The sequence below is a fragment of the Opitutia bacterium KCR 482 genome (assembly GCA_029269845.2).
In the GTDB taxonomy this organism is placed as follows: Bacteria; Verrucomicrobiota; Verrucomicrobiia; order Opitutales; family Intestinicryptomonadaceae; genus Merdousia.
The window spans coordinates 1,804,012-1,822,710 of sequence record CP149973.1; the positions used below are offsets into that span (position 1 = coordinate 1,804,012).

Sequence of the window (18,699 nt, forward strand, 5' to 3'; positions counted from 1 at the left end):
ATCCGATTCGGATAGTTTTTGAGTGCGGATTTTGCGCGGTCTTGCCTGCGGGCTATTTTGCGACAAGCCCCTGGCTTAGCCCCAGAATGCTTGTGACAATGCCCGCCGCGAACGTGAAAATCAGCAGAAACGCCGTGCCGAGCGCAAGCCCGCCGAGCGCGGAGGTCGCCGTTTTTATCCTGCGTCCGAGCGATGCCGAGTGCGCCGACGCAAGCTCTCCGAACGCCGAAACGAGGCTTCCCGTGCGCTCGCCGACCGCGACGACGTCTACGTCTTCGTCGTCGAGAAGCCCGAATTTTTGCAGCGCCGCCGAAATCGGCGCGCCGTCGTTTACTGCCGTTCTGAACTGCCTGAAACGCGCGGCGAGTTCGGCGTTTGAGATTGTCTTTTCGGCGAGCCTGAACGTTTCCGTGGCGTTGACGCCCGACGCGAAGAGTGTTGCCGCAAGCTTCGAGATTCTGCAAATGTCGGCGTCGAACGCGATTTTTCCGATTATCGGCGTTTTCAAAATGTTTGCGTCTATTTTCGCGCGTCCCGCAGGAGTTTTGCCGTAGAATTTCAGGGCGACGACTGCCGCTCCCGCCGCGAAGACAAAGGCGGGCACGCCCACCGTCAGCGCGTCGCCAATAAAGTTCATCATTTTTATGGCGAAGTTTTCTGGCGCGCCCATGTTCGCCATCATCGACTTTATGCGCGGGAGCATGAAAAACAAAAACATCAGCACGACCGCCGACGCCGTTGCGCACAAAAACGCTGGGTAGGCGAGGGCGGACACGATTGTCGCCCGCAGTTTGCCGCGCTCCTCGATGTACTCTATGATGTTGTCGAAAACGAAGCCGAGGTTTGCCGTAGATTCGCCCGCCTCGACGAGGTGCACGACGGACGCGTCGAAAGTTTCGGGGCGTTTTGACATTGCCGCGGCGAGCGTTTTGCCTTCGCTCAGTTCCGCGTACAGTTCGCGGGCAAGCCCCTTTACGCGCGGGTCGAGAGAGCGCACGGAGAGCGATTTCAGCGCGTCGCCCACGGGCATTCCGCCGCCACCGCAGAGCTGTTTCAGCTTTTTCACGAGAGCGAGCGCGGACTTCTCACCGCCCGATTTTTTGGGAGTTTTTTCCGACTTCGTCGCCTGTGTTGCCGTTGCGCGGACGGAAAGCGGCGTCAGCCCCGACGCGGACAGTCCGAGAGCCGCGGTTTTTGCGTCCGCCGCGTCGATTTTCCCCGTGCGGATTTTTCCCGCCGCGTCGCTTGCCCTGTACTTAAATTCGGGCATTGTTTCCCTCCGACTGCGTTGCGTAGTACATGATTTCTTCGAGCGAAGTCGAGCCGCGTTTGACAAGCTCCCAGCCGCATTCGCAGAGCGTGCGCATTCCGCGCGATTTTGCAAGTTCGGCGATGTCGCGGGCGGTCGCGCGCGAGGAAATCATTGCGCGGATTTCGTCGTCGCAAAGGAGAACTTCGAAAATTCCTATCCGCCCGAAATAGCCTATCCCCCTGCATTTGTCGCAGCCTTCGGGGCGTTTGACAAGCTCGGCAAAACGCGATTCGTCTTCGCGCACGCCGAGAGCCGCGAGGCTGTTTGCAAGCACCCCGCGCGGAATGTCGGCGCGGACGGCGCAGCGGCAGAGCCTGCGCACGAGCCTTTGCGCGAGAATCATCTCGACGGACGAGGCAATCAGGAACGGCTCTATTCCCATGTCGACAAGGCGGGTGAGCGCGCCCGCGGCGTCGTTTGTATGGAGCGTGCTCAGCACAAGGTGCCCCGTAAGCGACGCGCGGATTGCGATGTCGGCGGTCTCCCTGTCGCGGATTTCGCCGACCATTATAACGTCGGGGTCTTGGCGCAGAACCGAGCGCAGAACCGACGAGAACGTCAGCCCGATTTCGGGGTGAACCTGCGTCTGGTTGACGCCCTCGACCTCGTATTCCACGGGGTCTTCCACCGTGATTATGCGGATTTCGGGAGCGCGGAGTCGGCGGATAAACGCGGTGAGCGTAGTCGATTTTCCCGAACCCGTGGGGCCTGTCACCAAAATTATTCCGTGCGGCCGCGAGAGGGGGACTGCTATTTTCGCTGCGTCGTCGGGCATGAAGCCCAAGTCCTCTATCGTAACGGGGCGCGATTTCTGCGAGAGCAGTCGCAGGGAGACGCTTTCGCCGAAAATCGTCGGCAGGCTCGAAACGCGTATGTCGATTTCTCCGCCGTCTTTTGCGGCGAATGTAATGCGGCCGTCCTGCGGGCGGCGTTTTTCCGAAATGTTCAGCCGCGCCATGATTTTTATGCGCGACACCACCGCGTCCTTGAAGCGCGAAACGGTTTCGGGCAGTTTCAGCGGCACGAGGTTTCCGTCGATTCTGAACCTGATTGCGAGCGCGTTTTTCTGCGGCTCGATGTGAATGTCCGTCGCGCGGTCGGACTTTGCGCGGGCGACAAGCTCGTTGACGAATTTTATGACGGCGGCGTTTTCGTCCTCCTGCGCGTCGGCGTCGTCGATGTCGGAGAAGTCGTCGTCGGAGTCGCCGTCGAAGCTTTCCGCGCCTACTCCGAACGCCTCCGAGAGCGCGGCGTCGAGCGCGTTTGTCGGCACTATTTTCCATTCGGGCTTTTTGCCCGTGATTGCCGCAATCCACTTCGACGCGTCGGGGGAGGGCGGCCACGAAACCGCGAGAGCGCCGTCGTCGCACGGCATGCAGGCGTACTCCGAGATTATCCTAAGCGGCACGCGCTCGGTGGGATTTTTTGCGGGCGTCGGGGCTTTGCCCTCCCTGATTCCCGAAAACTCCGCGAGCCTGCGGGCTATTTCGCTTTCGGTCAGCCGCCCGCGTTCGAGAATGAACGCCGCGCGTTTCGACGCATCCGTTTCGCGCAGTTCCGCGATTGCATCGGGTTCGAGCGTGTCGGAGAAAATTTCGAAGATGTCGTTCCCGCTGTTCATCGCGCCTGCTCCGTTGTTTTTCTCGCGCCGAAAACCGGCATTTTTTGCGCGTTCGCCGCGCCGTTTTTTTTCGCGGTCGCGGCGGGGGCCGCTATGCTTGCGGGCTGCGGCGCGGGGCCAGTCGGGGCGTCGGGGGTTTTGAGGGTTAGGGTGAGCGATTCGAGGTTGCTCGAAACGCTTACGCTGTTTGTTTCGTCGTCGTAGAAATCGACAGTATAGGGGACTTTCTCGGACAGCTCCTGCCGCAGTTCCACCGTGTACGATGTTTTTGCCGTAGTGTCGAAAAGGTCGAATTTCCACTTGCCGTCAACGCAGTAGATTGCCCGCAGTTCGAGCGCGGCGCGTTTTGCGTCCGCGCCCGAACCCGCCGTTTTCTCGCCCGCGCCCGCCGCCGCGCTTTTAGAGCCGAAGGGGTTTTTTGCCAAGAGCTTTTCGACCGCCTCTGCGCGCTTTTGCGGCGCGGTTTCGCCCGCCGCGAATGCGGAGAGCGCGGCCGCTGCCGCGAGTGCCGTTAACGCGATTTTCTTCATCGTACCGCCCTGCGCGATTTTTTCGCCGCGCGTTTTTGTTTTGTTTCGGGCTTTGTTTCCGATTCGCCCGCCGCTTCGGTTTTTTCTTCCGCGTTTGTGTCGGAGGTAATCGATTTCGGCAGCACCGTTTTTTCGAAAGAGCTGAACTTGCGGTTTCCCGCGTCCATTGTTTCGTTTTTCGCGTCGTGGAATTTGCCCGTTTCGAAGTACCGCGCAACCTCTTTCGACGTTTCCTCCGAGCCTATTTTGTTTTTTGCAAGCAGGGAGGCATACGCCTCGCTCTTTACCATTGTCGGGCGGATAAAAATGATAAGCTCGGTGCGCTCCACCTTTTTGGAATTGGGTTCGAAGAAGTGTCCCACGAGCGGGAGGTCGGAGAGCAGGAAGACTTCGCCGTCGGTCTTTGTTGATTTCGTCTGTTGCAGACCCGCAAGAATCACGGTTTCGCCGCTTGCCGCCGACACGAAGCTTTCCGCCTCGCGCTTGCCGATAATCGGCTGGCTTACGTCGTTGATAAGCTGCGTGCGTACGACCGATTCCACGGTCTGTTTTATCTCCATCTGCACGACTCCGTTTTCGCCGATGAGCGGCTTTACTTCGAGGATTATGCCGATGTCCTTCCACTCGACGGTGTTTTTTGTCTGCGGGTAGTTTGTTGTTTCGATGGAGGTTGTCTGCGTGATGAGCGCCTGCGTTTCCGAGACGTTGATTGTCGCCTTTTTGTTGTGCGTTGTGACAATCGACGGCGCGGAGAGGATTTTTATGTTGCTGTTTTGCGACGCCACGCTGAACACGCTGTTGAAGCCGTATTCGTCGATTGAAAGCGTGAACGGCGAGGTTTCGGTGCCGTCCATTGCGGCGACCGCCGTCCGCCCGTTCCAGCCCTTTTTGCCCGAATCGTTCGGGAGCGTAGAGTAGCCCAGTCCGAACGACGAAAGCCCCGATGTCTGGTTGTCGGTGAGGGTGACTTCGGTTATGATTACGTCGATTTTTACCTGCGCGAGGACGATGTCGATTTTCTTTATGATAGCGTCGATTTGTTTGAGGTCGGTGGGCGTGCCGTAGACCACTACCGAATTGCTGCGCTCGTCGGCGACAATCGTGATGTAGTCGGAGAACTGCAACGCCGCGCCCGTGGGGTCTGCCGTGAGGTTTGTTGGGAGCTTCGCGGCGTTCGCCGCCTTGTTTTGCGCGTTCGAGATTCTGTTTGCGCGGTTGGCGGCGTTGACCGCGGCGGTCTTTGCGGTCTGCGCGTTTTTGGCGGCGGTTTTCTGCCCCTTTACGACGCTGTTCAAAACGCTTTCGATGTCCTTCGCCTCGCCGTGTCTTATATAGAATACTTCCGACTTCGTAAGCGGCTGCGCGTCTACGTCGAGCTTTTCGATGATGTCGGTTATGTTTTTGAGGTTGCCCTTGGAGGTTGCGATGAGCACTTGGTTTGTGCGCTCGTCGGCCTCTATTGTGGTTTTGTCGAAATACTTTTTGAGGACTTCGCTTTTGAGGGTTGCGAAGCGGCGTTTGAGGTCGTCGGCTGACATGTTTTTGAGCATGACAACGCCGATGTCCTCGTTGATTGTAGTGGGCGTGTCTATTTTCGAAAGCAGGGCTTCCACACGCTGGTGGTTTACGAGGGTGTCGGTAAGCAGGAACGCGTTTTTCTGCGGGAAGAGCGCGATGAAGGGCGCGGCTTCGGGCGACACGCATTTGAGGAGCGTCTGCTGGAATGTTTCGGCGTCGGCGTATTTAAGCTCGTAGAGTTTCGAGAAAATCTCCTGCGTGGGCGCGATATTTTTTGCCGAGCCTGAAATGAGCGCGGGAGCCTGCGTTGCCGAAACTCCCGAATGCGACGCCTTGAAAAACTTTTCGCCGAGGGGCGTTATCGCAACCCCGTTTGCCGTCAGCAGCGACTTGAACGCAACTATCGCCTCCGACCTCGACAGCTTGCCCTCCGTGGAAAAATTTATCTTTACGTTCGGCAGGTTCGGCGCGACGATTGCGATTTTCCCCGTCAACGCCTCCAAAATCTTCACCGTGTTTGCGGGAGTTTCGTCCACGAGGAAAAACGGCCCCTGCGGGGCGTCGTCAAGCTTGGGCGATTGCAGGGCGGAACTTTGTTCGGGTTTCGCCCCGTCGGCGCGTCCGCAGACCGCCGCCGCCGTCGTTGCGACGGCAAACGCCGCCAGTTTTAGTGTCTTAAATTTCATTGCAATGTGGTAAATGTGTATTTTTGCCCCGCGCGGCTATTGCGCGCGAAAGTCCGAAATGTATAGTCTCAGTACTATTAAATGCAACAGCTATCCGAAAGTTTCCGAAAAAAAATAAAAAAATGAGTTGCATTTGGACGCGCCGAACATACAGTGGACTCTATGAAACTTCGTAATACAGTTTTTCTTACTTTGATTGCCGCAGGCGCGGCTCTGCTCTCAGGCTGCAATGTGGCGGACGAAACCACGGCGCACCAGAAAAGCACGGTTTTCGGTCTCTACACCTACGAACCCGCCTGCTTTGCCCCCTCGTCTCCCACGTCGATGACCGTCCGCACGGACGACGCTTGCGGCATGGAACTGCCTTCCGGCGACAGAACCCAGTTCCTCTGGGGTCTCATCTCAATCGAAGACTACTAATATTTCGGGAATTTTCCGCGCGGACGGGCTACCTCCACATGCTCCGCGCGGCATTTGCCTAAACGCTCCGTCGTTCGAACCGCCGCAGGTCGGCTGTCGATATATCGTCGGAGCGTTTTTTTATCCCCCTATTCGACACATGGATTCCGTTTATACAATAGACATCGGCAACACCCGCACGCACTGCGCGCTCGTTTCCGCAAGCGGCGGAAAGTACGAAATACTTTCGTCGGCGGACTACATGAGCGCGGACTTTGCGCGGATTTTCGCCGAAGAACGCCTGCTCGACGCAAGCGGCGCGGACGCCGCGGCATGGTGCTCCGTAGTGCCGAAATACTCGGACGCGCTTTCGGAAGTTCTTGACGGGCGGGGGTCTTTCAGGCTCTCGCACGAAACGTCGCCCATCGAAATAGACCTGCCCAATCCCGCCCAGTTGGGGCAGGACAGAATTGCCGACGCCGTCGGCGCGGGGCTGTTTTTCGAGCCGCCGTACATCGTGGTGGACATGGGGACTGCGGTCACGATTGACTTGGTCGATTCGCGCGGGAAATATGCGGGCGGGGCAATCGCCCCCGGAATGCACGCGTTTGCGGAGTATCTCAACGAACGCGCGGCGCAGCTGCCCAAAATAAACCCCGCCGACGCCGACTACGGGGCGAGCATCGGCAGGGACACGGTTTCGGCAATGCACGTCGGCTGCGTGAAGGGCTTTTGCAAGCTTGCCGACGGGATTATCGCAGACATCGAGCGCGACTTCTTCGGCGGCGGGAGCGCGGCGGAGCGCACGGTTTTCACGGGGGGGAGCGTTGGGCTTCTTCCTAAAAAATGGCTTGCAGACAGGAAAATCGAGTCCAATCTTGCAAACTTGGGTTTGGCAAGGTCGTACCTTTTGAACACGGAAAAAATATAGAATATGAAAAAGATTTTGACTGCATTTATATTGGCTTCGCTGGCGTCGGTTTCGTTCGGAAACCCGTCGCCCGAACTTCTCAAAAACAAGGCGGACTTTTCGAAGACCGAACTTTTCGAGTCGAACGCGGTGTTTGCCGACAAGGCGGCGAACGCGGCCCTTCTGCGCGACTACGAGGCGAACCCCGCCGCGTACAAGCCCGACCAGCTTCTGCCCGTCGCGGTCTGCTACCTGAGCTTCGGCGACATTCCGAAGTCGAAGGCGGCGTTCGAGTCTTTTCTGAAAACCTCGCCGAAAAATATCCGCGCCCTCAGGACTCTCGGCACGATAAGCCTGCTGTCGAAAGATTTCGACACCGCGATGCGCTACTACAAAACGGCAATCGCCGCGGGCGACGAGAAGTCGAACGTGTTTCTCGGAAGCGCGTACATCATGGCGAACAAAGCCGACGAAGTTAAGCCGCTTCTGCCCGTCCTCGAAAAGCTTGCCAAGACGAATTTGGAGGCTCTGAACGTGGTGATGTTCTACGCGGGGCGCGACAGAAAGAACTTCGACAGGGAGCTTGTCCAGAAAGTCCTCGCAGGCGTTGACGCCCGAAGCATTCTCGAAAGCGCGACGCCCGACGGAATGTCCACGGTTTTGCGCCTGTATCTGGCAACGCGCGACATGTGGCCGGTGTCCGCTCTCGCGGTGCCCGCCCGCGCGGCGGCTCTCGCCGAGCTTTGGACTGTTGCGCTGCCTGCGTATAAAAAGATTCTCGCCGCCGAGCCCAACAACAGGCTCGCCCTGCGCGGAATGGGCTTGGTTGCCTACCGCACGGGCGACATCATGGGAGCTGCAAACTACATCATGAAGGCGTACAAGGCGGGCGAAAAGGCGGCGGTTTCCGACGGCATAGACCTTTTCCTGCTCTCGCGCAACCGCGCCGTTTGGGAAATGTTCAAGCCGCTTTCGGGCGAAGTGGACCCCGCTCCCGCGGTTCTCGCGGAGCTTGTGCGCTGCTCGGTGGGGCGCGACGACTCCGCCGACGCTTTCTACTACGGCGCGCTCGGCAAAAACTCCGCGCCCCTCTACGCCGACGAAGCGGTTTCAAAGCTTCTCGAAGACGGCGTGAAAAAATACTCCTCCGACAAGCGTTCGGCGGAGGTCGCAAAGAGGCTCGCCGCGGCAAAGCCCGCAAAAAAATAAGATGGTTCGCGAGCGCAAAAAAAAGACGGACTACGGCGCGCTCAACAGCCCGTTCATGCGGATTCCGCGCATGGACGTACGCGCGGCGCGCGTGCTGCTCGACATCGGCGTGCGCGAAATTTACGAGCTTCGCGGGCGCGACCCCGAATCGCTCCTCGCCGACGCCCGCAAAAAACGCCCGACGATTCCCGACGATATTCTGAAATTTTTGAAAATCGCGGTCGATTTCGCCGACGCGCAGGAATAATGCGCTGCGCGGAAAAATCGCAAAATTTGACCAAATATGTACAAAGACGATAAATTGACGATAGGCGGCAGGGAGTTCTCCTCCCGCCTTTTTCTCGGCACGGGAAAGTTCTCGTCGCCGCAGGTAATGATGGACGCGCTTGCGCAGAGCGGCGCGTCGGTCGCGACGGTCGCGTTGAAGCGCGCAAATCTTGGCGGAGGTTCGGACGCGTCGGCGGACATCGCCGAATGGCTCGAACCCGACAAGTACCTCGTTCTGCCCAATACGTCTGGCGCGGTGAACGCCGACGAGGCAGTGAGAATTGCGCGGCTCGGACGCGCCGCGGGCTTCGGCGATTTCGTGAAGCTCGAAATCCACCCCGACCCGAACTACCTTCTTCCCGACCCCATCGACACCCTCGAAGCCACGAAAATCCTTTCGAAAGACGGCTTCAAGGTGATGGCGTACATCAATGCCGATCCCGTTCTTGCGCTCCGCCTCCAAGACGCGGGCGCGGTCGCCGTCATGCCGCTGGGCGCGCCAATCGGCACAAACAGAGGCGTCGAGACGCGCGGACAGGTCGAAATAATCATAGAGCAGTGCGACGTCCCCGTTGTAGTAGACGCGGGCATAGGGCTTCCGTCGCATGCGGCGGAGGCCATGGAAATGGGGGCGGCAGCCGTCATGATAAACACTGCGGTTGCGGCTGCGTCCGACCCCATCGCGATGGCGAAGGCGTTTGCGGCGGCGGTCGAGGCTGGGCGCACGGCAAAGCTCACGGCGTCGTTCGAACGCGGGGTTTTCGCTTCGGCGACAAGCCCTCTTACGGGGTTCTTGGAGTAGACCGCAATGAAGGACACTTTTTTGGAGGAGTTGCGCAGCCGCGACCTGCACGCGCTTTCGGAAATTTCGCGCAAAACTTCCGCGCGTGAGGTCGAGCACATTTTGCGCAAGGGGCATGCCGACACGCTCGAAGAGTTCGCCGCGCTGATTTCGCCCGCCGCCGAAGCCTATTTGGAGCAGATGGCGCAGCTTTCCGCGGCAATCACGCGCAAATATTTCGGGCGCACAATGCGCATGTTCGCGCCGCTTTACGTCAGCAACGAGTGCATAAACAACTGCGTCTACTGCGGCTTTGCGCACAGGCATTCGATAGAACGCCGCACTCTTTCGCTCGAAGAGGTCGAACGCGAGGTCGAGGCTATTTACAGGCTCGGATTCCGCAACATTTTGCTTGTAGCCGCCGAGAACCCCAAGCTTGTTTCGTCGGGCTACATGGCGGACGTCATCGACATCGCGATAAAGCGCATGCCGTCGGTCTCGATTGAAATCGCGCCGTCGCGCGTGGTAGACTACAAAAAGTACGTCGACACGGGTTGCGAGGGGCTTACGGTCTTTCAGGAAACATACGACGAAAAGGTGTACCCCACGCTCCACCCGTCGGGGCCGAAATCGGTGTTCTGGTGGCGTCTCGGCACGCCCGAACGCGGCGCGGAGGCGGGCATGCGCAAGCTCGGCTTGGGCCCCCTTTTGGGCGTCAACGAATGGCGCTTCGAGGTGCTTGCGGTCGCGCTTCACGCAAAGTTTTTAATGCACAAGGCGTGGAGGTCGCAGATTTCGATAAGCCTGCCGCGCATGCGCCCCGCCGCAAGCGGCTACGTTCCGCTTCCGCAGAACATTCCCACCGACCGCGAGCTTGTCTTGACGACATGCGCCCTCAGGATTTTCCTCAGCCGCCTTGCGATTGTGGTCTCCACGCGCGAAAGCAGAAAACTTCGCGACGGACTCATGGGCTTGGGCGTAACCCAGATGAGCGCGTTCAGCAGCACCAAGCCCGGCGGATACGCCGACCGCGAGGAAAGCGGCGAGCAGTTCCATATCGACGACGGCCGCACGCCCGCGGAGTTCGCCGAAGCCCTGAAAAAACACGGGCTCGACCCCGTCTGGAAAGACTTCGACACGGCGTTTGTGTCGCGCGGCGCGGAGTAGGTTTTCCCGCGCTTCGGCGCGTTTTTTCCAACAACAAAAGCGCTTCATATGAAAAAAATCGCTTCCGTTTTGACATTGATTGCCTGTTGCGCCTGCGCCTACGCCGCTTCGGCGGGTGCGTGGACGGTTTCGGGGAGGGCGTCGGCGACGCCCGACGGCGTTCTGCGTCTTGAAAGGGGCGCGTCCGCGCTGCTCCCGCCCGAAAACAACGGCGGTGCGTTTGCCGACTTCGAGCTTTCATGCGAAGTCCGCACGTCGCCGAACACAACGGGCTTTGTGGCGTTCCACACCGATTCCGCGTTCTCGAAAGGCTACAAAATTGCGCTCGACAATTCGGCGGAATCGAAAACGTGGTGGCGCAAGACGGGCAGTCTGCTCGGAGTGCGGAACGTCGTAAAGCGCGTTGGCGCGGACGGCGAATGGCTGAGGCTTTGCGCGAGGGTGTCGGGCAACCTTGTTGAAATTTCGGTAGACGGACAGAAGCTTGTGGAGTACGCCGAGCCTGAAAATCCGTACAGGCTTCCGCAAAACAAAAACGCGCGTCTGGGAGACGGCGCAATCGGCGTGAAATGCGATTCGGGCGGCTTTGTGGAGCTAAGAAATTTCAGGGTGTCGAAGCTCAAAAAATCGGCGGCGCGCGCGCAGTCCGAACCCGAAACGGCGGAGGGCGTCATTGCCCTCCACCAGTCCGACTTCCCCGTGCTCGACTACCATGTGCACCTTAAAGGCGACCTCGACGCCGAAAAGGCGAAAGCACAGTCGCGTAAATACGGCATAAACTACGCAATCGCCGTCAACTGCGGCAAGGACTTCCCGATAGATAGGGATTCGCTCGCGCTCGAATTTTTCGAAAAGAACAAGTCGCAGCCGTACATCGTCGCAATGCAGGCGGAGGGGCGCGAGTGGACAAAACTCATTTCCAAGCCCGTCCGCGCAAAATTCGCCTACGCCTTTACCGACGCCATGACTTTCGAGGATGGAAGCGGAACGCGCGTCCACCTTTGGATTCCCGCCGAAGTGAAAGTGGGCGACAGGCAGGAGTACATGGACATGATTGTGGAAAAAATCTGCGGCGTGCTCGGCGAACCCGCCAACATCTACGCCAACGCGACATACCTGCCCGCCGAGCTCCAGCCCGAATACGCAAAACTTTGGACACCCGCCCGACGCGCAAAAATGCTCGACGCTCTGGTTCGCGGCGGCATGGCGCTGGAAATCAGCGCGCGCTACAAAATTCCCGACGCCGAATTTGTGAAGGCGGCAAAGGCCCGCGGCGTAAAGTTCACATTCGGCAGCAACAACGGCAACTCCGATTTCGGCAAGCTTGAATACTGCCTGAAAACCGCGCGGGAGTGCGGGCTTACCGCCTCCGACATGCTCAACCCCTACGAGTGCCGCCCGCGTTAAATTGTGCCGCGCGGCTGTTGCGGCGCATGTCGGCGGACAGTGCGTGTTCCGCAGGGCGATGCGCGTTTTCCCTTTGCGCTCGGGTTTGTTCTATTTTTGCTTCGCGATTCGGCTTGGTTTTTTGCCTTGCCGATTTTTTTTGCGCTTGTCGGAAGTTTCGCGGCGGCGCGTTATTTGCGCGGCTTGTTTTATCTACGCCATGTTTTTGCCGGTGCGCAATACGAGCTGCCCGCAGGCGGCGTCTATTTCCGAGCCTTTTTCGCGACGGAGCGTGCACGACACTTTTTCTGCTTTCAGCAGGTTTGCGAACGCCGCGCGTCTGGGCGCGGGCGAGCGTTCCCAGTCGAGCGCGTCAACCCTGTTATAGGGAATCAGGTTGACGTGCGCGTGGAGGCGTTTTGCGATTTTCGCAAGCTCCCTCGCGGCGTGCTGCGAGTCGTTGACATCTTTTATCAAAATGTATTCAAGGGTAATCATTCTGCCGTTCGCCGCGGCGAACTTTTCGGCGGCGGGCAGGAGCTTTTCGAGCGGGAACTTCCCGTTAATCGGCATGATTTTCGAGCGTATTTCGTTCGTCGAGCCGTGCAGGCTGATTGCCAGTCGGTAGGGGAAGTCGGAGTCGGCAAGGCGTTCGAGAACGTCGGCGATTCCGCTTGTTGAAACGGTTATGCGGCGCGCGCCGAACGCGAATTTGTCGGGCGCGTTGAGCACCGCGAGCGCGGCGAGCAGGTTGTCGGCGTTCATGAGCGGCTCGCCCATTCCCATGACGACCACGTTTTCGAATTCGAATTTGCGCGTCTTTTTGCCGTTGCGGATTTCGTCTGCCGCAAACGGCAGCATTTGCGCCACGATTTCCCCCGCGGTGAGGTTGCGGAAAAATCCGTTAAGCCCCGACGCGCAGAATTTGCAGCCGCACGCGCAGCCAACCTGCGTGCTTACGCAGAGCGTTTTGCGAACCTCGCCGCCGTCGTCGGACGGTGCTTCGAGGAGGACGCATTCGACGAATTTTCCGTCGGACAGCCCGAAGAGGTATTTTTTTGTTTCGTCGGCGGACTCCCTGTTGCCGACGAGTTTCCCCGCGGCGAATTCGAAATTTTCGGCGAGCCAATTTTTGAGCTTTTCGGGCAGCGCGGGGAAGTCGGCGGGCGAGAATATCTTGTGTTTGTAGACTGCGTCGAAAACCTGCGACGCGCGGAATTTCTCGAAGCCCGCGGCGGCGAGCGCGGCGGAGAGTTCGGGTTTTGAAAGCGTGTAGAAGTCGGGTTTCACGCGCGGTTAGAAGCGGTCGTTTTGCGGACGCCAAGTATCGCGGTCGGCGGCTCTGTTGCGTTCGCTGACGCGTTTCATGTAGGTGTCGGCGTCGCGCGTTTCGCCGCTTACGACGGAGCCTATCGGCGTCTGCTTGGCGTCGTTTTCGACGTTTTCGAATGCGTTGCACGCGGCAAGCGTTGCGATTGCCGCCGCCGACAAAAGGAGTTGGGCGATGTTTTTCATTTTTTTGCGTTCGTGTAATATTTGGAATCGATAAAAATCCGTCCCTTGTAAACCCAGCGCGGCGATTTCGAGCCGTCCGACTTCCTGATTATCGCGCGTTCGAAGCGCAGGGTTTTGTCGGGGTTGTCGTCAACGCGGATTTCGTGCGTTTCGTCGAGCGTCTTTGCGGGGTCGGGCAGCGACGCCAGAAGCGAGCGCAACTGCGACATGCTCGGAATGTAGCCGCCTTTTTTCTCTTCGGACTTTTTAAAGAAATTCATATTTCCATTCTTTTACCGAACGGCGCGTCTTGCAAGAACAAAGCGTTTGCGCCACGCGTCTACGGCTTGAACGGACTTTTGCGCCCGCCCTTGTTGCTGCGGTGGCGGGCAAGCTCGCGCATGTCCACCGCGATGTCGTCGGTCTCGAATATTTCCGAGCCCAAGAGGTGCTCGAAAATGTCTTCGAGCGTGATTACGCCCGTGAGCGACGCAAATTCGTCCACCACGATTCCCATCTGCTGGTGCTTTTTTATTAGCTGGCGCAGAACCGCGAGAGCCGAGCCGTTTTCGGGGACGAATGTCGTCGGCTGCATGATTTCGGAAATTTTCTTCGCGTGGCAGTCGTTCGCCATGGCGGTCAGAATGTCGCGCCGCCGAACGACGCCCACGATGTTGTCGAGCGTGTCGCGGAAAACGGGGAAACGCGAGAAATTAGGGTTGGGGTGTTCGGCGAAAAACTCCCCTACGTTTTGGTCGTAGTCCGCAGTTTCTACCACCGTGCGCGGCGTCATGATTTCGGCTATCGTGACGTCGTCGAGCGAGAGCGAATTCGCAATCAGGTCGCGCTCCTGCGGGGTGATTACGCCGTCCTTTTCGCCCTTGTTCGCCAGCATCACGATTTCGTCGTCGCCCGATTCGTCCTTCTGCGCGTTCGATTTGAGTCCCTTCAACACGAACGACGTGAATTTCGCCATCGGCGCCATCGCCACGCGCAGCCACGAGAGCGGGTATATGAGGTAGGGTTGCAGGGGGCGGCGGTAGATTATGCCGATGTTTTTTGGCATGATTTCCGAAAAGAAGAGAATGCCCACCGTGAGCGCGGCGGGGAAGACGTACGCCGTGGCGATTCCCGACCCGAACAGCGCGGCGCACTGCACGCCCGCGAGCGTCGCGCCGAACGTGTTTGCGATTGTGTTTGCCGTGAGAATCGCCGACGTCGTTTCGTCGATGTTGCGCACGCAGCGTTCGAGTATCGCCCCGCGGCGCGGCGACTGCTTTTTGAGGCGTTCGATTTCGATTTCCGTAGTGCTCAGCACAACCGCTTCGAGCGTGGAGCACAGCGCGGAGACGCCGAGCGTCAGGATAATTGTGATTGCAAGGTATGCCATTTACGGGAGCTGTTTATCGCAAAACGTCGGCTCTTTCGCAAACATAAATTTGTCCGCCGCCGAATTTAGAGCGGGCGCGTTCCGCAAACGAAGTCGGCGTATGCGCGCGAAGCCTCGCAGTCGGTCTGTACCCATTCGGGGCATTCGTAGGGGTGGAGCTGGGCGAACCTTTCGCGCAGTCTGGGCAGGGCGTCGGGCGAAGCTTTTATGACGGCGGGGTATTCGGTTTCGCGGCAGAGTTTGCCGTTCCAAACATAGGTCGATTCCACGGGCGAGCCTATTTGAACGCATGCCGCCAGCCCCTCCGAAACAAGCGTTTCGGCGGTGTCGGCGGCGGAGTGTTTTTCGGGGAATGTTGAAAAAATGCAAATTATCCTGTTTTCCATGGAAGGCATTCTACAAAAAATTTTTGACCCGCGAAGACTTATTTTCTGCATTTTTACACATCGGGTTCGGCGGAGTTCCGCCGCACTCCCGATTTTTTCAAAACATTCAGGAGGATACAAATTATGTTTACACGCAGGGAATTTCTTAAAAATTCCGTTTTGCTCGGAAGCGCGGCGATGCTTCTGCCCGCGCGCTCTGCCGCGCCGAAACCGCGCAAAATAGGCGCGAACGAAAAGCTGAACGCGCGGTAGTAGGCTGCGGCGGACGCGGCTTCGACACGGTCATGGCCGCAGGCGCGCTCCCCTCCGTCCGCGAGCTGAAATACAACCCCGCCACGATGTCTTTCGACTCTTGTCCAGAGGCGGAGAGGTTTGTCTCGTCGCTCTACGACTACAATCCGTCGTTCCTTCCGTAGTCGGCGTGGGATTCGAAAAAACGCGCGGGCTAATGCGTCCGCGCGTTTTTTGTTTTGTGTTTTCCTATTTGAATTTGGGCAGGAACGGCGCAAGTATTTCGGCGCATTCGGCGCGTTTCAAACCGCCGAGCTGCACAGTAAGCGCAAGCGTTATTTCTCCGCGCCCCGCTGCCGCGCAAATGTCGGAGGCAAGCTTGTACGCCTTGAACGCAGTCGCCGCGTCGGACTTTTCCGCAACGTAGTAGAGGTCGCCGAGCAACGCCGCCGAAACGTCCCTGTCGCGCAGACAACCCGAAAGGAATTTCAACGCCTCCGCGGGGCGTCCGAGGTCGGCGGTGTTCCGCGCTATCTTCCCGCAGAGCGCGGCATAGCCCGCTGTTTTCTCCGCGCCGGACGCGCGTACGCGGTCGGCGGCGAGGGCGTTCAACGCCTCTGCGAAGTCGGCGTTCGAGCCTGCGAGCATGGACGAAATTTTTGCGAGCCTTGCGGCGGGCAGTATTTCCGCGCCGTAAGTTCCAGCTTCGTCGCCGCCGTCGAAAACCGAGAGGCAGTCGAGATTCGAAACGTCGATTGCCGCCACGAGCTTTGCGGCGTCGTTCGGCTTGCCCGCGTCGAACGCAGTTTTTGCGCACGCCGCGTAGGCGCGGTTTCGGCTTGAAATGTCGGATATTTTTGCGGCGTTTGCCTGCGCCTCGGCGAAGTTGCCCCGCGCCGAGATTCCCTGCGAGAGCCTTGCGAAGAACGCGTCCCTTTCCGCGGAGTTTGCGAGGCGTTCAGCCAACGCCGCCGCCGCCGCGCTGTTTTTGCCGCGCCCAACGACGTCCGCGATTTCCGCGAACGCTGCGGCGAATGTTTCGGGGTCGGAAATTTTCTTTGCCGTCTCTATCGCGCGCGCGTCGTCGCCGAAGTTTGCGAACGCGGCGGCTATGCCTCCGAGAGCCTTTTCGCGCAGGTTTTTCGCGCTGATTTTTTCTATGTTGTTCTGCGCGGAAGCGAGGATTTTTACGAATTCCCGCTTGACGGCATTGTCGGCGAACGCGGCGGATTTCGCCTTTTCGCGCAGGTTGTCGATAGTCCTTACGTCGTAGGCTACGAGCGACGCGTCGGTGCTCGCCGCTTTTAGGAACGCCGCTGCGTCGGCTATTTTGCGCGTCTGCGGCGAGGCCGCCGGCGCGGCGGCTTTCGGCTTTGCCGCCTGTTGCGCGGGCTGCTTCGCCGCGTTGAGCCTGCCGCGCAGTTCGGGAGATTTTATGTTTGAAACTATCGCCGCGCGGATTTTTGAAGCTTTGTCCGCCGAAATTTTCGGGGACGCCGCCACGGCTTCGGCGAGTTCCGCAAGGGCGTCGTCGCGCCGCGCCGCGTCGGCATTCGACATCGCGATAGCCCACGCCAGTTCCGCGTCGGCGAGCGCGGGATTTTCGAAAGTTTTAAGCAGGGGGATAATCCTCCCCGAAAGCTCGGAATATTTGCACGGGCCAACGAGCGTGGACTCGTCGGTCATCACTTTGAGCGCGATTGCCGATTCGGGGTATTTGTCCACAACGCGCTCCACTTCGGAACGGGCGTTTTCGCAGAGTTCGAGCGCGGCTTTGTAGTCGGCGGCGGCGAACGCCTTTTCGGCTTTCGCCACTTTGCGGGCGGCGTTGACATATTCGCGCCCCGCGTTTTTTTCGGGGGAGTCTGCGCAAGCGGCGACAAACACCGCAAGCGACGTCCCGACTGTTATGATTAGTTTTCGCATGGGGCAGATTCTGCCACCGCCGCCGCGCAAGTAAAGATTTTTCCGAACCGCCGCCGATTTTTACGCAAAAAAAGCCCGACTTTTGTCGGGCTTTGAAACCACTTAAATTTTGTGTTGTTTATTTTCTGCGGCGGTAGACTGCGAGTCCCAATGCGATTGCTCCGAAAATCGCCGCCCATTCGGCGGGTTCGGGAATGTTGAGACCGAGCTGGTACGCCGTGCCGCCTTTGTAGAGGATTTCCTCCCATGCGAGATTGCCCGACTGCCCGTTGAGCGTAATCTTTTCGAGCGCGTTTGTCGCGGTGTCGTCGCGGCTTATGATGATGAGCCTTGCTTCGTCATCGAGGTTAACGTCGAGCGCGCCGTTCATTTCTTGTATGCCCGCAAAAACCAAGTCGGTTCCGGCGGCGACCTCTATCGTTGCCGTCGCGTTCGATGACACCGAGAGCATGCCCGCCGAAAAGTCTTTCGTTACAATGAGGCTGCCTGCCTTGTTTGCCGCAAATCTCAGCCCGTTGGAAGACTGAAGCGATATCGCGCTGTCGATTGCAAGCGTAGTGCCGATGATTGCCAGCGATTTTCCTTCCGCAATCGAAAGCTTGGAGCCGTTTTCAAACGTTGTTTTTGCCTGAACGTTGACAGTGCCATTCGAAATTATGCTTCCGCCGATGACCGATTCCTGCATGAGGTTGACCGATCCCGCTTCGAGCGTGCCCGTCGCGCCCACCGTGAACGTGTAGTAGCCCGAATATGCGTCGGCGGGGTTCTGCCCGAAGTCTTTTGTTACATTTACCGTGCCGTCTATTATGACTTCCGAGCCTGTTTTTTCGGGGCTGTTTGCCCTGATGATAAGCCTGTCCGTGTTGACTGTAATGCCCTTGCCGATGTAGAGTCCGGACTTGTCTCCCATCGCGCGGATAACGTTGAGGCCGGTGTTCTTGAAGTTGACTGTCGCGGTGTCGCCGTCGTTCATAGCCTCCAACGAGATTGTGTTGCCGCTGAAATTCCACTGCATGGGTGTTGCATCGGAGAGGTTCAGCACCGAGCCGTTTTCGAAAAGAACGGTGTCGTTTGTGTAGAAACCGTTGTTGCCGCTTGCAACTCCGAGCTGCGAGCCCGAAATCGTGCCCGCTACCTTGAAGTAGCCAGTGTCGCGGGCTTCCGCCGTGCCACTGCCCGTTCCTTGCATCATGAGCTTCGGCTCCGTTTCCGAGGCGACCAGCAATTTCGCATTTTCGCGCGAAACCGCCGCGGCGACGTAGTCGGCTACTGCGGATTGCGAGCACGCAATGCTTGCGAGTGCCGCAAGCGAAATGATTGTCGATTTTCTGTTCATTTTTCTATATAGTAATTTGTTTGTGTCGGTTGCAGTAGGGCAGGTCGGAATTTGAATGTATAAAAACCTTCATTCAAACTGTTTGTTATTATAAAAAGGCGAATGTTTGAATTTGCAAGGTTTTTATTTGCAATTCTTTTGGTTTATTTG

General features: G+C 58.3%; 20 protein-coding genes. 9 read left to right on the forward strand and 11 right to left on the reverse strand.

Annotated elements, in window-relative coordinates:
- Positions 1–52 precede the first annotated feature (52 nt).
- Genes P3B99_007675 through P3B99_007690 form a run of 4 tightly spaced genes read right to left on the reverse strand, consistent with a single transcriptional unit; the run spans position 53 to position 5,667 of the window.
- Positions 53–1,270: a type II secretion system F family protein gene (locus P3B99_007675; protein WYJ07079.1), complete on the reverse strand. Its 1,218-nt coding sequence runs from the start codon at positions 1,268–1,270 to the stop codon at positions 53–55.
- On the reverse strand, positions 1,257–2,933 hold the full coding sequence (locus P3B99_007680; protein ID WYJ07080.1) for a GspE/PulE family protein: 1,677 nt from the start codon (positions 2,931–2,933) through the stop codon (positions 1,257–1,259). The genes P3B99_007675 and P3B99_007680 overlap by 14 nt, the downstream gene beginning before the upstream one ends.
- Positions 2,930–3,463, reverse strand: a complete 534-nt coding sequence (locus P3B99_007685) for a hypothetical protein (protein WYJ07081.1) — start codon at positions 3,461–3,463, stop codon at positions 2,930–2,932. Before P3B99_007685 ends, P3B99_007680 begins: the two co-directional genes overlap by 4 nt.
- The gene (locus P3B99_007690; protein WYJ07082.1) at positions 3,460–5,667 is read right to left on the reverse strand and encodes a secretin N-terminal domain-containing protein; all 2,208 of its coding nucleotides are present in this window, start codon (positions 5,665–5,667) and stop codon (positions 3,460–3,462) included. The genes P3B99_007685 and P3B99_007690 overlap by 4 nt, the downstream gene beginning before the upstream one ends.
- A 162-nt stretch (positions 5,668–5,829) precedes the next feature.
- Here P3B99_007690 and P3B99_007695 point away from each other — a divergent pair, with 162 nt between their 5' ends.
- From P3B99_007695 to P3B99_007725, 7 genes are all read left to right on the forward strand, one after another.
- On the forward strand, positions 5,830–6,087 hold the full coding sequence (locus tag P3B99_007695) for a hypothetical protein (GenBank protein ID WYJ07083.1): 258 nt from the start codon (positions 5,830–5,832) through the stop codon (positions 6,085–6,087).
- Between the two features lie 139 nt (positions 6,088–6,226).
- A complete protein-coding gene (locus P3B99_007700) occupies positions 6,227–6,997 on the forward strand; it encodes a type III pantothenate kinase (protein ID WYJ07084.1) in 771 nt (256 codons plus the stop codon).
- 3 nt (positions 6,998–7,000) lie between these two features.
- Complete coding sequence (locus P3B99_007705) at positions 7,001–8,185, forward strand: hypothetical protein (protein WYJ07085.1); 1,185 nt, start codon at positions 7,001–7,003, stop codon at positions 8,183–8,185.
- A gap of 1 nt (position 8,186) precedes the next feature.
- Positions 8,187–8,432 (forward strand): hypothetical protein, encoded by a 246-nt coding sequence (locus P3B99_007710; protein ID WYJ07086.1) that lies wholly within the window; start codon positions 8,187–8,189, stop codon positions 8,430–8,432.
- A gap of 36 nt (positions 8,433–8,468) precedes the next feature.
- Positions 8,469–9,254: a thiazole synthase gene (locus P3B99_007715; protein WYJ07087.1), complete on the forward strand. Its 786-nt coding sequence runs from the start codon at positions 8,469–8,471 to the stop codon at positions 9,252–9,254.
- A gap of 6 nt (positions 9,255–9,260) precedes the next feature.
- Entirely contained in the window at positions 9,261–10,400 is a 1,140-nt protein-coding gene (gene thiH, locus P3B99_007720) for a 2-iminoacetate synthase ThiH (protein WYJ07088.1), read from the forward strand.
- A 48-nt stretch (positions 10,401–10,448) separates the two neighbouring features.
- Positions 10,449–11,807: a family 16 glycoside hydrolase gene (locus tag P3B99_007725; protein WYJ07089.1), complete on the forward strand. Its 1,359-nt coding sequence runs from the start codon at positions 10,449–10,451 to the stop codon at positions 11,805–11,807.
- Positions 11,808–11,999: 192 nt separating this feature from the next.
- On the opposite strand, the gene rlmN is transcribed toward P3B99_007725, so the two are convergent.
- From rlmN to cutA, 5 genes are all read right to left on the reverse strand, one after another.
- Positions 12,000–13,076, reverse strand: coding sequence for a 23S rRNA (adenine(2503)-C(2))-methyltransferase RlmN (gene rlmN, locus P3B99_007730; GenBank protein WYJ07090.1), 1,077 nt, complete (start codon positions 13,074–13,076; stop codon positions 12,000–12,002).
- Positions 13,077–13,082: 6 nt separating this feature from the next.
- A complete protein-coding gene (locus tag P3B99_007735; GenBank protein WYJ07091.1) occupies positions 13,083–13,301 on the reverse strand; it encodes a hypothetical protein in 219 nt (72 codons plus the stop codon).
- Positions 13,298–13,561 (reverse strand): hypothetical protein, encoded by a 264-nt coding sequence (locus tag P3B99_007740; protein WYJ07092.1) that lies wholly within the window; start codon positions 13,559–13,561, stop codon positions 13,298–13,300. Before P3B99_007740 ends, P3B99_007735 begins: the two co-directional genes overlap by 4 nt.
- Before the next feature lie 59 nt (positions 13,562–13,620).
- Positions 13,621–14,670: a hemolysin family protein gene (locus P3B99_007745; GenBank protein ID WYJ07093.1), complete on the reverse strand. Its 1,050-nt coding sequence runs from the start codon at positions 14,668–14,670 to the stop codon at positions 13,621–13,623.
- Positions 14,671–14,735: 65 nt separating this feature from the next.
- A complete protein-coding gene (gene cutA, locus P3B99_007750) occupies positions 14,736–15,056 on the reverse strand; it encodes a divalent-cation tolerance protein CutA (GenBank protein WYJ07094.1) in 321 nt (106 codons plus the stop codon).
- A 123-nt stretch (positions 15,057–15,179) separates the two neighbouring features.
- Here cutA and P3B99_007755 point away from each other — a divergent pair, with 123 nt between their 5' ends.
- Together P3B99_007755 and P3B99_007760 are read left to right on the forward strand one after the other, a co-directional pair.
- Positions 15,180–15,308 (forward strand): hypothetical protein, encoded by a 129-nt coding sequence (locus P3B99_007755; GenBank protein ID WYJ07095.1) that lies wholly within the window; start codon positions 15,180–15,182, stop codon positions 15,306–15,308.
- 32 nt (positions 15,309–15,340) lie between these two features.
- Positions 15,341–15,472: a hypothetical protein gene (locus P3B99_007760; protein ID WYJ07096.1), complete on the forward strand. Its 132-nt coding sequence runs from the start codon at positions 15,341–15,343 to the stop codon at positions 15,470–15,472.
- A 64-nt stretch (positions 15,473–15,536) separates the two neighbouring features.
- On the opposite strand, the gene P3B99_007765 is transcribed toward P3B99_007760, so the two are convergent.
- Positions 15,537–17,213 carry a hypothetical protein gene (locus P3B99_007765; protein WYJ07097.1) on the reverse strand — a complete coding sequence of 559 codons (1,677 nt, stop codon included), beginning with the start codon at positions 17,211–17,213 and terminating at the stop codon, positions 15,537–15,539.
- A 118-nt stretch (positions 17,214–17,331) separates the two neighbouring features.
- The gene (locus P3B99_007770; protein ID WYJ07098.1) at positions 17,332–18,549 is read right to left on the reverse strand and encodes a hypothetical protein; all 1,218 of its coding nucleotides are present in this window, start codon (positions 18,547–18,549) and stop codon (positions 17,332–17,334) included.
- Positions 18,550–18,699 lie beyond the last annotated feature (150 nt).